We start from the raw sequence: 12,765 nt of genomic DNA on the forward strand, positions 1-12,765 counted from the left end.
GTCAAGGGTGGACGAAGTCCATCGCGTAGCGACGCCGAAGGCGCCCTTGACTTTGGAGGGGCGGCCCCGTACGCAAGCGCCACCCCACCACCCGAACACCCCTCATGCCTAGAGAGCGACATCCATTATCCGAGATACAAGACCTCCCTATGGCCTTTCCGTATCTGCCTCAGGACATCGCGCACAACTCACCTTGCAGGCGGTCAAACCTCGTATACACCACAAATTCGCTGCGCTTCGTCTGTGGGGGCGTGCGGCGGGTGGGCGGGTGGGCGGGAGAGCTTTCTCGAGTTCGAGTAGGCGCCCGCCCGTACGCATGCGTCCTAAATGGAAGGTGACGTGCGTCTGCGGCATCGAATCTCGGCGGACGAGGGGGACGCATGGCATCGGCGACCGGCCGTTGGATTCGAACGGCGCGAATTCGCAGAGCGGGTTGACCTCGCAGAGTGGCGGGATAGCGCCGTTGCTGCCTGGTGGCGAGCCGATCGAGGAGGTGCTGCGGCGGGCGCAGTTCTTCGTCCCCGGAAAACCGTCCGGTGACTACTGGCGGCTTCATCGGCACGGCGGGCGGAATGCCGAGGAGTTCTATCGGGAGCGGTGGCGGTACGACCGGGAGGTCCGTTCGACTCATGGCGTGAACTGCACGAGATCGTGCTCGTGGAAGGTGTACGTCAAGACGGCATCATCACGTGGGAGACGCAGCCTGGTACCTGTGGCGGCCCAACGTCGTCTACCGGGACCGGCGCGCCGGGCCGCCGCCCGCGCCGGGCCGCCGCCCGCGCCGGGCACCGGCGGGCGGCGCCGGCGCAGGATCGGCGTGCCGTGCTGACCGCTCACGCGGCCTTCACGCGCCGGTCCGCCGGTGCCAGGACGCGACCAGGGTGCGGTTGCCGACGCCGAGTTTGTCGAGGATGTGGGAGATGTGGTTCTCGACGGTCCGTTCGGACAGGTGCAGGCGCCCCGCGATCTGGCGGTTGGTGAGGCCTTCGGCGATCAGCGCGGCGACCTGCCGTTCCCGTGCCGACAGCGGGCCCGGTCCGCCGGCGTCGGCGAGCGCGCGGGCCTTGTCCGCCAGCGGTGCCATGCCGAGCCGTTCGGCCAGGCCGAGGGCCGTCTCCCGGTGCGCCGCCGCCGCCCGGACGTCGCCGGGGCCCCGGCGTACGGTGCACAGGCGGGCCAGCTCCAGGTGGCCATGGCCTGGTACGGCGGCGAACCGAGCGCCCCGCTCTCCGCCAGCGCGGCGGTGAGGTGGGTCCCGGCGGCTTCGACGTCCTCCATGAGCAGCGCGAGCCGTCCGAGGTGCAGGCTGACGGGCCCACCCCAGGGCGTGTGGGCGGGGCCGACCGACTGGCGGCCCGCGAACGGCAGCAGCGTCGCGTAGACGGCGGGCGCCCCGTCCGTCTCGCCGAGCAGGCTCAGCAGCTCCGCGTGCCCGGCCGAGATGACCAGCCATTCGGCGGCGGGCGCGGGCACCTGGCCGGAGTGCGGGGCGACGCTGCGCCAGATCGTCGCGGCCTCGTCCCGCCGTCCGAGATGGGCGAGGACGACCGCGAGCCAGGACCGGGCGAAGAACGGGCCATGCTCGCTGAGCCGGCGGACCAGCGGCTCCACCTCCGCCAGGCCCTCGCCGGTGAGCATCGCGGCGTGCGCGGCGAACACCAGGTCGAGGTGCTCGGCGCCGCCGTGCCGGCAGCGCCGCCCGAGCGCGAGCGCCTCCGCCGCGAGGGCGCGGCCCTCGGCGAAGCGGCCTTCCGCGAACGCGACGGCGGCCCGGGCGAGGAGCAGCCGCCACCGCCACAGCGGCTCGCCGGACCGTTCGACGTGCCCGGTGAACGCGGCGAGTTCCGCGTCGAAGTCGACGCGGCGGCCCAGCTCGGCGAACCCGTCCATGCGCCAGGCGTGCCCCCAGAGCGCGGCCTCCGGCAGCGTCCGGCCGAGGAGCGCGGCGCGCTCGCCCAGCGCCAGCCGCTCCCGGACGTGGCGCCCGTTGACGAGCTCGGTGTGCCGGGCCTGCAGGGCGAGCAGCAGCACGTCGGGGTCGCCGGTGCCCTCCGCGGCGGCCAGCGCGCGTTCGCCGAGGGCGGGGCCCGCGCCGGCGGTGCTCGCCCACGGGTCCGCGGTGATCGCGAGCTGGGCGAGCAGCCGCGTCTCGCGGACCGGGTCGGCACCGCCGAGCAGCGCCAGCGCGTCCCGGCACAGCGCGTGGACCTGCGCGGTCAGCGGGGAGAACGCGAGGTCGCGCGGGACCGTCGCGGCGTCGGCGACGACCCCTGCGGCACCGGTCGCGCGGCCGAGGTCGGCCGCCTCGCGGCAGTGCCGCCAGCCCTCCTCCACCTCGCCGCCGCGGAACTCGCAGCGCGCCAGCTCCACCAGCAGCCCGGCGCGGACGGCGGCGGCTCCGGCGCCGGGCAGGGCGAGCGCCGCGCGGTACTGCGCGGCGGCGTGCTCGTGGGCGAGCCGCGCGACGGCCTGCCGGGCGGCTTCGAGGGTCGCCTCCAGCGCCCGCTCGGCGTCGCCGGCCTCGCGCAGGTGGTTGGCGAGCGCCTCGGCGGTGCCGTCCGCCCGCACCGCCTCGGCGGCCAGCGCGTGCAGCCGCCGCCGCTCCGCCGTGCCGAGCCGGGAGTAGAGGGCCTCCTGGACGAGGGCGTGGGAGAACCGGGCCGTCCCGCCGAGTCCACGCGGACGAGCCCCGCCGCCACCGCCTCGTCGAGCGCCTCGGGCGGCTCGCCCGTGACCCCGGTGAACACCGCCAGCGGGAACTCGCGGCCGAGGACGGCCGCGCGCCGCACCGCCTCGGCGGCGGCCGGGCCGAGCCGTCCGGCGCGCTGCTCGATCACGTCGCGGACGCCGCTCGGCAGGCCCGCGGTGTCGCCGGTCGCCTTCCGCAGCCGCAGCAGCTCCAGCAGGAACAGCGGGTTGCCGCCGGAGCGTTCGCGCAGGCCGGCGAGGTCGCGGTCGGTGAGCTCGCGGCCGAGCTCGTCCGCCGCCAGCCGTCCGGTCTCGGCCGGCGTCAGCCCGCCGAGGACCATGGGGGAGCAGGCCCGCCCGCGCAGGACGCGGCGCAGCGCCGCAGGCGCCTCCGGGCCCCGGTACAGGCCGACGAGCAGCAGCCGCACGTCCGGCGCCTCGGCGGCCACGACCTGCAGCAGCGACAGCGAGGACGGGTCGGCTCGGTGCAGGTCGTCCAGGACCAGCAGCAACCCCGGCCCGGCGGCGTCCCGGACCAGCTCGGCGACCTCGTCGAACAGCCGGGTCCTGCTGCCGGCCGCGAGGTCGGGGGGCGGGGAGGCCGAGCGCGCGGAAGGCCTGCGTCCAGGGCCGGTAGGGCGCGGCTCCCTCGCCTTCGAGGCACGCGCCCCACGCGGTGCGGACGCCGTCCGCGCGGGCGCGCCGCACCAGTGCGTGCGCCAGGGCCGTCTTGCCCGCGCCCGCCTCGCCCTCGACGAGCACCGCACCGCCGTCACCGGCCAGTGCCTCGGCGAGCCGCCCGGACAGGAAGGCCATCTCGCGCTCGCGTCCGACGAACGTCGTCATTGAGTGCCTCGGTGAGTGGTTCCACAGATGTCCGTAGCGTGCCCGATTCTTAGCGTCGTCTCTAGGGAGAACGCGGAGAAGCGGGTGGCCACCGTGGGACGGTCCCAGGCCGCGGCTCCGCGTTCCGATCCGGCACGAAAGGGAACCGCCTTGAACCGCACCACCACCGGCCTCGCGCTGTGCGCGCTGTCCGCCGCGCTCAACGCAGACGGCGTCATCTCGCTCGCCGAGTCGGACCCGCCGCCCGCGTTCGTCGGGATCCTGAGCGCGCTGCTCGGCCTGGCCACGCTCGCCGGGGTCGTGCTCGCCCTGCGCGGGCGGCGCGCAGGCGTGCCCCTCGCGATCGGCACCCGGCTCGCCTCGGCGGCCGTCCTCGGCGTGCCGGCGTACTTCATCGGCGCGTCCGCCTGGGTCTACGTCACGGTCGGGGCCGGGATGGTCCTCGGCCTCACCGGCGCGGCGGCGCTCTGGCCCGCGCGCAGGGCCAGGGCGGCGGCGTGAACCCCGGCCCGGTCCGGGCCGGCCGGCGCCTCGTGCGGGCCGGGTCCTAGGACGATCGGACCGGGCGGACCGGGACCGGCGGCCGACGCGCGGCGAGTGGCCTCGCCGCCAGCATGGGATCCATGACCACGATCCACGAAGGCGGCGCCGTCGAGGCGGCCGGCCGGCGGGCGGGCGGGACCCCGCCGTGGGCCGCGCTGCTCGCCGCGTCCGTCGGCCAGTTCCTCGTCGTCCTCGACATCTCCGTCGTCAACGTCGCCCTGCCCGGCATGCGCTCCGGGCTCGGGCTCGGCGCCACGAGCCTGCAATGGGTCGTCAACGCCTACTCGGTGGCGTTCGCCGGGTTCCTGCTGCTCGGCGGGCGCGCCGCCGACCTGTTCGGCCGCAAGCGGGTGTTCGTCACCGGCCTCGGCCTGTTCACCGCGGCCGGCCTCGCGGGCGGGCTCGCGCAGGACGCCGGGATGCTCGTCGGCGCCCGCGCCGTGCAGGGCTTCGGCGCCGCGATCCTCGCGCCCGTCACGCTGTCGCTGATCACCGGGACGTTCCCCGAGGGACCGGCGCGGACGCGGGCGATCGCGATGTGGACGGCCGTCGGCACCGTCGGCGGCGCCACCGGCGGCCTCGTCGGCGGTCTGCTCACCGACTACCTGAGCTGGCGCTGGGTGCTGCTGATCAACGTGCCGATCGGCGCCGCCGTCGCGGTGGTCGCGGCGCGGTGGCTGCGCGAGGAGGCCGCGGCCGGCGCCCGGCAGCGCCTCGACCTGCCCGGCGCGGTGCTCGTCACCGGGGGCGTCGGCCTGCTCGCCTTCGGCATCGGGCAGACCGAGCGCCACGGGTGGACGTCGGCGGACGCGCTCGTCCCGCTGCTCGCCGGGCTCGTGCTGCTGACGCTGTTCACCGCCGTCGAGGCGCGGACGGCCCAGCCGCTGGTCCAGCTGCGGCTGTTCCGGCTGCGCAGCGTCGCGGTCGGCAACCTCGCCACCCTCGTCAGCACGATGGCGGGGTTCGCGCTGTGGTACTTCCTGTCGCTGTACATGCAGAACGTCCTGCACTACAGCGCCGTCCGGACCGGGGTGTCGTTCCTGCCGCACACCGCGGGCATCATCCTCGGCTCGAAGCTCGCGCCCACGCTGATGGCCCGGATGGACGCCCGGCTCCTGGCCGCAGGCGGCGGGCTGATGGCCGCCGCCGGGTTCGGGTGGCAGAGCGCCGTCCTGGACGCGGGCGGGACGTTCGCCGGGTCGGTCCTCGGTCCGGGCGCCGTCATGGCGACCGGGTTCGGCCTGCTGATGACGCCGCTGGTGGAGGCGTCGACGGCCGGGGCGGACCGGGCCGAGGCGGGTGCCGTGGCGGGCGTCGTCAACACCTCGCGGACGATCGGCGGCGCGATCGGCCTGACGATCCTCGCGACCGCGGCGGCCCGGTCGGGCGCCGACCTCGCCGGCGGCTACGCCACCGCGTTCCTGATCGCCGCGGTCATCACCGCGGCGGGCACCGCGCTGGTCGCCTTCCTGCCCCGCACCCGCCGCTGAGTCAGGCGGACGGGCGGGAGGCGACGGCATGGCGGACGGCCCCGGCCGCGACGACCGCCCAGCCGGCGAGCGCCGGCCACAGCAGCACGCGGCCGAGCACGTCCAGCCAGTGCAGGCCGGACACCGTCCCGGCCGTCATCGCGGCGGTCGCCGTCATGCCGAGCGGGAACACCGTCGACCAGCGGCGCCCGTCGTAGCGGGTCCGGGGCCGGACGACCTCCGCGCAGGCCAGCAGGACGTACCAGGCGAGCGCCGCGGCGAGGATCGCGAGCGTCAGCGCTTCCAGCGGCCGGGGCGCGGGCGTGCCGGCCGCCGCGGCGAGCTTCGCGCAGGCCAGCGCCGAGATGGACAGCGCGCCCGCGAGCACCCAGTGGTCGCCCGCTCCGTCCCGTACCTGGGCGAAGTCGAACCGGCCGAGGACGAAGAGGTAGAGGGCGAGGCCGAGCGCGAGCAGCACCCCCGCCGGCCACAGCAGCCAGCGCGCCGGGACCTGCTTCGCCAGCGTGGACGCCAGCACCACCAGCGACTGCGTCGACACCGTCACCAGGTAGGCCGCGCCCGGCAGCCGCCGCCGCAGGTGCCGCACCACCTGCGGCAACAGCAGCAGCAGCGACGCCGCCGCCATCAGCGCGAGCAGCGCCTCGGCCGCCGTCTCGTGCCGGAACAGCAGGAGGCCGACGCCGAGCACGCCGCTGCCCGCGACGGTGGTCAGCGAGACCGGCTCGCGCCCCTGCGAACGCCGCTGCTCCCGGCCGCCCCGCAGCCGCGAGGCGAACGTCACCGCCATCACGGCCCACAGCGCCGCCGTGACCGCAAGCAGCACGCGCGTCGCCCACGCGACCCCGGCGAGGTCCAGCCCCACCGCGACGATGCCTGTGGCCATGGTCATCGCGCCCCACGGCTGGGGGTCTCCCGCACTCTCTCCACCGCTCACCGGTCACTTGTACCGCCGTGGCCGCCGGATGTGCGAGGACCATCCGGAGTCCTCTCGGTTTCACGCGGTTCGGCCCTCATGCCGGCCGATCGCGGAGTCAGGGAGAGGCCGCCAGTACCGGGGACTCGGCGGCAGAGGACGGGGCGCGGCGCGCGAGGCGGCGGCCCAGCCGCTGCGCGGGCGCCTCGATCCAGCGCTGCGACGCCCAGCCGGCGGCCAGCAGCACGGCGACGAAGACCAGCAGGCCCGGCACGTCCTCGCGGCCGGACGACCGGCCGAGGAACTGCGCGGCGACCATCAGCAGCAGGGGATGCAGCAGGTAGATCGAGAAGCTCGCGGTGCCGAGGCCGGTCGCCCAGCGCGGGAACCGGCGGTGCCGCAGCAGCCAGCCGGCCGCGAACGTCGCCGTCGCGGTGAGGACCGTCCCGGCCCAGACGAGCTGGGCGTGCCAGTCGCCGTGCATGTTCCAGACGCCCGCGGCGAGCGAGCCGGCCGGCACCAGCACCGCGGCGGCGCGGCCGGACCAGGCCGGGATCTGCCCGTGCTCGGCGCGGTACACGGCCGTCCCGGCGAACATCAGCGCCATCATCGCCAGGCCCTGCCAGGCGCCGACCCGGCCGTTCAGCAGCACCAGGACGGCCGCGACCAGCCCGCCGAGCAGTCCGCCCGCGAGCCGCGCCGGCGCGCGTCCCGACACCGCCGCCGCGATCGCCGCCGCCAGCGCGGCGAAGCAGGCCGCGACGACGACGCCGACGCCGGCCGTCCGGGACAGCAGGCCCGACAGCAGCCAGGTAGGCAGCAGCCCGCCGACCATGACCGCCGCCGCCGTGAGCCCGACGGAGACCGGCGCGGACCGGCGGTGCACGCCGACCACGAACAGCGCCACGACCAGCAGGTAGAAGGCCATCTCGTAGGACAGCGTCCACAGCACGTTCATGGCGTTCGGGACGGCGAGCAGGTCCTGCAGCATCGTCGCGTGCGCGAGGATCGCGGTCGCGGGGTGGTAATGCTCCAGGCCGGCCCGCAGGCCCCGGACGCCGAGCAGGAACGGCAGCACCGCGAGCAGGCACGACACGGCCAGCAGCGGGTAGATGCGGAAGAACCGGCCGATCCAGAAGCCGCGCACGCTCTCCCGCCGCTCCAGGGACGCGGGCACGATATAGCCGCTGACCAGGAAGAACACCAGGACCCCGTAGGTGCCGGGGTCGAACCAGCCCTGCAGCCCGATCCGTACGTCGGGCAGGTACACGTAGCTCGCGTGATGCAGGGCCACCGCCAGTGCCGCCCACCCCCGCAGCACGTCCAGCCATCCCAGCCGCGCCGTTGGGGTGGAAACACCTAATGGCGGGATCATCCCGACAGGCTAGACCTATTAGGAAGAAACGCCGCCAATTTCGTCAAGTTTTCAGGAAAGTCCAAGGTTCGCCGGCGCCCGCCCCGGCCGCCGGAGGCCCGCCGGAGCGCGCTGTCACCGCGATCCTCCTGAATCAATGAGATACGTTCCATATCACTCGTGAGGGTGCGCGTTCGGAGCCCTCGGGACGACCTGCGAAAGATTTGGATGAGCAGCATCATTGACGTGCGCTACGCCATACTGCTAGAAACAGGGCGCGGCAACATAGGGTACGTATCCACGGACGGGAGAGGCCTGTGAGCGAGGAGTCCCCCCGGCCTCCGGCAGCGGACCGCCAGGCCGAGGAGGCCGCCGAGAACCGCCGGCTGACCAGCCCGGACGCCCGCTACGGCGCCCGCCTGCGGCGGCAGTCCTCGGCGTCGGTGCTGCTGAACGCGGTCATCGAGGCCGACCGCGCCAACCTCGAGCGCACCATGGCCGCGCTGCGGGCCGACGGGACGCTGGAGCAGGCCGCCGGACGGGTCGTCGCGGCCCGGCGCCGGTTCGTCCTCGGCAGCGCCAAGAGCCGCGCGCACGCGACCCTCCTGCACCTGGAGCTGTCGGCCAGCCTCGCCGGCGTCACGCTGATCGACGAGGCCGCCGTCCGGGCCATCGACGTGCTCAGCGACGTGCGGCCCACCGACGTGCTCATCGCGTTCTCGTTCCGCCGCTACGCCCGCCCCACCATCGTCGTGGCGCGCGAGTTCGCCGCCGCCGGCGGGCACGTCGTCGCCATCACCGACGACGCGGGCAGCCCCCTCGCCGCCGCCGCGCACACCACCGTGGTGGTCGGCACCGGCAGCGCGTCGTTCGCCGACTCCCCGACCGCGATCTCCGCCGTCGTGCACGCGCTGGCCACGCTCACCGCGGCCAGCGCGAAGGGCGCCCGGCGGCGGCTGGCCCGGCGCGAGGGGCTCGCCCACGCGCTGGCGATCTACTCCGACGAATGAGGGGCGCGCACCGATGAGGCACACCACGGACCTGGCCGACGACGTCGTCATCACCGGCGGCGAGGTGGTGGACGGCACCGGCGCGCCCGCGCGGCGCGCCGACGTGGTGGTGCGCGAGGGCCGGATCCAGGACGTCGTCCCGCCCGGCAAGACGCACGAGGGCCCGGAGCTGGACGCCACGGGCCTGGTGGTCGCGCCCGGCTTCATCGACCTGCACTCGCACGCCGACTTCACCGTCCAGGAGCACCCCGCCGCCGACACGGCCGTGCACCAGGGCGTCACGACGCTGCTCGGCGGGAACTGCGGCTTCTCGCCGTTCCCGGTCGCCGCGGCGGAGGAGCTGCGCGGCGCCGCCGGGTTCCTGGCGTCCGGCGTCGACTTCCGGTGGACGGACCTGGACGGCTACGCCCGCGCCGTCGACGCGGACCGGCCCGCGGTCAACCTGGCGACGCAGGTCGGGCACCTGGCGCTGCGCACGCTGGTGATGGGCCCGGACGAGCGGCCCGCCACGGCGGACGAGCTGGCGGCGATGCGGTCGCTGCTGGCGGCCGCCGCCGAGCAGGGCGCGTTCGGCTTCTCGACCGGGCTGATCTACGCGCCCGGGTCGTACGCGTCGTCCGGCGAGGTCGCCGCGCTCGCCGCCGAGGCCGCGCGGCACGGGCTGCTCTACTCCACGCACATGCGCAACGAGAGCGACGAGCTGCTCGAGGCGGTCGACGAGGCGCTGGACGCGGCGCGCCGGTCGGAGGCGCGGCTGGAGATCTCGCACCTGAAGGCGATGGGCCCGGCCAACCACGGGAAGGTCGGTGAGGCGCTCGCGCGGATCGAGGCGGCCCGCGCCGAGGGCGTGGACGCCGCCGCCGACGTGTACCCCTACACCGCGTCGTCCACGACGCTGACGTCCCGGCTGCCGGGCTGGGCGATGGACGGCGGCGCCGCGCGGCTGCTCGAACGTCTGATGGAACGCTCCACCCGGGACCGGATCGCCGCCGGCCTGCGCGCCCGCTTCGGCCGCGACGTCGACCCCGCCGGCGTGGTCGTCGCCGAGCTGCCGGACGGCCCCTACTCCCGGTTCACCGGCCGCAGCCTCACCGAGATCGGCGCCGAGACCGGCATGGACCCGGCCGAGGCGGCGCTCGAACTGCTCGCCGCGCACGACGCGACCGTCTCGATCGTCAACCACGCGATGTCCGCCGCCGACGTCGCGGCCGTCCTCGCGCACCCCCTCGTCAGCGTCGCCAGCGACGGCTGGACGCTCGCCCCGTCCGGCGCGGGCCGCCCGCACCCGCGCAGCTTCGGCACGTTCGCCCGCGTCCTCGGCCGCTACGTGCGCGGGGACCGGCTGCTCACGCTGCCCGAGGCCGTCCGGAAGATGACCTCCCTCCCCGCCGCCCGGCTCGGGCTGGCCGACCGCGGCGAGCTCCGCGCGGGCCGCGTCGCCGACATCGCCGTGTTCGACCCTGCCGCGGTCACCGACACCTCCGACTTCGCAGACCCGTGGCGGCTCGCCACGGGTGTGCGGCACGTGCTCGTGCGCGGCGTCCCCGTGCTGCGCGACGGCACGGCCACCGGTGCGCGTCCCGGACGCGTGCTGCGCCGTGTCGGCTGAGCACGTCGTTCGGATCCCCCCGGGATCCCCGTTGAACAGGAGCGCGATTGAGCAGCGCCATCTCGCTCGGCGGACGGCTCGACCGCAGGCAGCTCACCTCGGTGGCCTGCTTCGCGGTCTGCGTCGTCGCGGGCATCGTGCTGGCCGTCGCAGGCGGCAAGGCCGGCATCTGGGGCCTCGTCCCCATCATCATGTACGCGGTGCTGGCCCTGCTCGGCGTGGACGTCGTGCTGGCCACCATCGGCGCCGTCACCGTCGCCGCCATCATGACCCGGACCGCGCCCGTGCCGCTCGGCGAGCAGCTCGCCACGTCCATGGGGTCGCTGGTCGCGGTGATCGGCCTGATCATCCTGCTCGGCGCCGGCCTCGGCCACGTCGCGCAGGAGACCGGCGCCGCGCAGACCCTCGTCCGGACCGTGATGGGCCGCATCGGGCTCAGCACCCCGACCCGCGTCCAGCTCGGCGTCATGGTGTCGTCGCTGGTCATCGTGGGCGCGCTCGGCACCCTCGCGGGCGGCAACGCGATCATCGCGCCGATCGTCATCCCGATCGCGGCGCGGATGGGCTGGCGGCCCCCGGCGGTCGCGGCGATGTTCCACGCGGCGGGCGCGGCCGGGCTGATGCTCGGCCCGTTCACCCCGCCGGTCGTGACGATCACCGCCGCGGCGCGGCTGTCGTACGGCGACTACCTGCTGCACGCGGGCCTGCCGGTCGGCGCGATCACCGTCGTGACCGGCTTCCTCATGGCCCGCTGGATCCAGAAGCACACCGCCCAGGAGTACGCGCCCGTGGACGCGGCCCGCGACGACGACGCCGACGCGGCGCCGGACAGGCGCGGGCAGCGGGCCGCGCTCGCCTTCATCGGCGTGCTGGTCGCGCTCGCCGTGTACGGCGTGTGGGTCAAGGCCGGCTACTCGTACGCGCTGGTCGTCATGGTGGTCACCGCCGCCGCGACCGGCCTCGCGGGCGGGCTCGGCGCGAAGGGGACGGCGGAGGCCGTCTACGCGGGCGCGGCCCGGCTGATCTGGCTGTTCATGCTGTTCTGGCTGCTGGACCCGCTGCTCACCCTGGTGCAGAAGACCGGCGCGTTCGACACGATCTTCGACCACCTGAAGGGCGTCATGCCCGACGTCGGCCCGTACGTGTTCCTGCTGCTGGTCGTGCTGCTCGGGTACGTGCACGCGGTGCCCGGCGCGGCGGTCGCCCAGGTCGTCCTGATCAACAAGCTGTTCGGGCCGCTGGTGGCCTCGCTCGGCGTGCCGCCCGCGGCGTGGGCGGTGTCGCTGCTCGGCACGGCGCAGATCGACCAGCTCGGCCCGTACCCGACCGCGGACATGATGGGCCAGATGGGCCTCGCCCGCTCCAGCGATCTGCGGATGATGCTGTTCAACGGCTGGGCGATCATGGTCATGAACACGGCGGGGTTCCTCGTCCTGTTCGCCGTCCTGCTCTGACTTCTGGAGGTTGACGTGCGCGACGAACTCGACGGACTGGTGCGGCGGGCGTCCCGCCTGGGCGGGACGCTCGGCGTCGTCGCGCACGACCTCGGCACCGGAGAACGCGCGGAGGTGAACGCCGAGCGCCGCTTCACCTCCGCGTCGGTGATCAAGATCGCGATCATGGCGACGGTGCTGGCGGAGGCCGAGGCCGGCCGCCGGTCCCTGGACGACCGGCTGCCGGCCCCGCCGGACGCCCGCGTCCCGGGCAGCGGCGTCATCAAGGACCTCGCGGACGCGGCGGAGTTCAGCGTCCGCGACCTGGTCACCCTGATGATCATCGTCAGCGACAACACCGCCACGAACCTGCTGATCGACCTGGTCGGCAGGGACGCGGTGAACGCCTGGTGCGCCCGGCACGGGCTGCACGGCACCGTGCTGGCCCGCGTGATGATGGACGCGGCGGCCCGCGAGCGCGGCGAGGAGAACCTCATGACCCCGGCGGACGTCGCGGCGCTGCTCACCGGCCTGGTCAGGGGCGAGATGCTCGGCGAGGCGTCCACCGCGTTCGCGCTCGACGTCCTGTCCCGCCAGCAGTTGAACGACAGGCTGCCCCGCCACCTTCCGCCGGGCGTGACGCTGGCGCACAAGACGGGCGAGCTGGCGGCCGTCTGCCACGACGCCGGGATCGTCCTGCCGAAGGACCGCGACCCGATCGTCCTTGTCGCGATGACGGAGGGCATCGACAGCGAACCCGAGGCCGGCACCCTGATCGCCGACACCGGCCGCGCCGTCTACACCGCGGCCGGCCTTACCCGTAACCGTTGAGTTGCGGGGCGGGGGGGGGGGTGGGACGGCCGCAAAAACCACGAGACC

At 75.0% G+C, this 12,765-nt stretch carries 10 protein-coding genes and 1 pseudogene; 6 read left to right on the forward strand and 5 right to left on the reverse strand.

The window, feature by feature from the left end; translation table 11 throughout:
- Nucleotides 1-844: 844 nt before the first annotated feature.
- The 3 genes and pseudogenes from F8568_RS48995 to F8568_RS51260 all read right to left on the reverse strand — a co-directional run.
- A complete protein-coding gene (locus F8568_RS48995) occupies nucleotides 845-1,084 on the reverse strand; it encodes a response regulator transcription factor (RefSeq protein WP_160573905.1) in 240 nt (79 codons plus the stop codon).
- Nucleotides 994-2,568: an ATP-binding protein gene (locus tag F8568_RS49000; protein WP_236009884.1), complete on the reverse strand. Its 1,575-nt coding sequence runs from the start codon at nucleotides 2,566-2,568 to the stop codon at nucleotides 994-996. Before F8568_RS49000 ends, F8568_RS48995 begins: the two co-directional genes overlap by 91 nt.
- A 590-nt stretch (nucleotides 2,569-3,158) precedes the next feature.
- Nucleotides 3,159-3,534, reverse strand: a pseudogene (locus tag F8568_RS51260) (ATP-binding protein); the annotation flags it as partial.
- A gap of 150 nt (nucleotides 3,535-3,684) precedes the next feature.
- Between F8568_RS51260 and F8568_RS37570 the strand changes: the two are divergent.
- Complete coding sequence (locus F8568_RS37570) at nucleotides 3,685-4,035, forward strand: hypothetical protein (RefSeq protein ID WP_151598391.1); 351 nt, start codon at nucleotides 3,685-3,687, stop codon at nucleotides 4,033-4,035.
- A 122-nt stretch (nucleotides 4,036-4,157) separates the two neighbouring features.
- Nucleotides 4,158-5,567, forward strand: coding sequence for a DHA2 family efflux MFS transporter permease subunit (locus F8568_RS37575; protein WP_151598392.1), 1,410 nt, complete (start codon nucleotides 4,158-4,160; stop codon nucleotides 5,565-5,567).
- Nucleotide 5,568: 1 nt separating this feature from the next.
- Here F8568_RS37575 and F8568_RS37580 read toward each other — a convergent pair whose 3' ends face one another.
- Together F8568_RS37580 and F8568_RS37585 are read right to left on the reverse strand one after the other, a co-directional pair.
- Nucleotides 5,569-6,456, reverse strand: a complete 888-nt coding sequence (locus tag F8568_RS37580) for an SLAC1 family transporter (RefSeq protein WP_151598393.1) — start codon at nucleotides 6,454-6,456, stop codon at nucleotides 5,569-5,571.
- 142 nt (nucleotides 6,457-6,598) lie between these two features.
- Nucleotides 6,599-7,855, reverse strand: a complete 1,257-nt coding sequence (locus F8568_RS37585; RefSeq protein ID WP_236009885.1) for an acyltransferase family protein — start codon at nucleotides 7,853-7,855, stop codon at nucleotides 6,599-6,601.
- Between the two features lie 296 nt (nucleotides 7,856-8,151).
- Here F8568_RS37585 and F8568_RS37590 point away from each other — a divergent pair, with 296 nt between their 5' ends.
- Genes F8568_RS37590 through F8568_RS37605 form a run of 4 tightly spaced genes read left to right on the forward strand, consistent with a single transcriptional unit; the run spans nucleotide 8,152 to nucleotide 12,717 of the window.
- Nucleotides 8,152-8,844 (forward strand): MurR/RpiR family transcriptional regulator, encoded by a 693-nt coding sequence (locus F8568_RS37590; RefSeq protein ID WP_202125796.1) that lies wholly within the window; start codon nucleotides 8,152-8,154, stop codon nucleotides 8,842-8,844.
- 13 nt (nucleotides 8,845-8,857) lie between these two features.
- A complete protein-coding gene (locus F8568_RS37595) occupies nucleotides 8,858-10,453 on the forward strand; it encodes an N-acyl-D-amino-acid deacylase family protein (RefSeq protein ID WP_151598394.1) in 1,596 nt (531 codons plus the stop codon).
- Between the two features lie 47 nt (nucleotides 10,454-10,500).
- On the forward strand, nucleotides 10,501-11,907 hold the full coding sequence (locus F8568_RS37600) for an SLC13 family permease (RefSeq protein WP_202125797.1): 1,407 nt from the start codon (nucleotides 10,501-10,503) through the stop codon (nucleotides 11,905-11,907).
- A 15-nt stretch (nucleotides 11,908-11,922) separates the two neighbouring features.
- Entirely contained in the window at nucleotides 11,923-12,717 is a 795-nt protein-coding gene (locus F8568_RS37605) for a serine hydrolase (protein ID WP_160573906.1), read from the forward strand.
- Nucleotides 12,718-12,765: the final 48 nt, after the last annotated feature.

The organism is Actinomadura physcomitrii, from assembly GCF_008923205.2.
In the GTDB taxonomy this organism is placed as follows: Bacteria; Actinomycetota; Actinomycetes; order Streptosporangiales; family Streptosporangiaceae; genus Spirillospora; species Spirillospora physcomitrii.

Excerpts from the sequence above, each read along its gene's own strand:
- F8568_RS37580 (WP_151598393.1), bottom strand. The coding sequence starts at position 6,456 with ATGACCATGGCCACAGGCATCGTCGCGGTGGGGCTGGACCTCGCCGGG.
- F8568_RS37585 (WP_236009885.1), bottom strand. The coding sequence starts at position 7,855 with ATGATCCCGCCATTAGGTGTTTCCACCCCAACGGCGCGGCTGGGATGG.
- F8568_RS37575 (WP_151598392.1), top strand. The coding sequence starts at position 4,158 with ATGACCACGATCCACGAAGGCGGCGCCGTCGAGGCGGCCGGCCGGCGG.
- F8568_RS48995 (WP_160573905.1), bottom strand. The coding sequence starts at position 1,084 with ATGGCACCGCTGGCGGACAAGGCCCGCGCGCTCGCCGACGCCGGCGGA.
- F8568_RS37595 (WP_151598394.1), top strand. The coding sequence starts at position 8,858 with ATGAGGCACACCACGGACCTGGCCGACGACGTCGTCATCACCGGCGGC.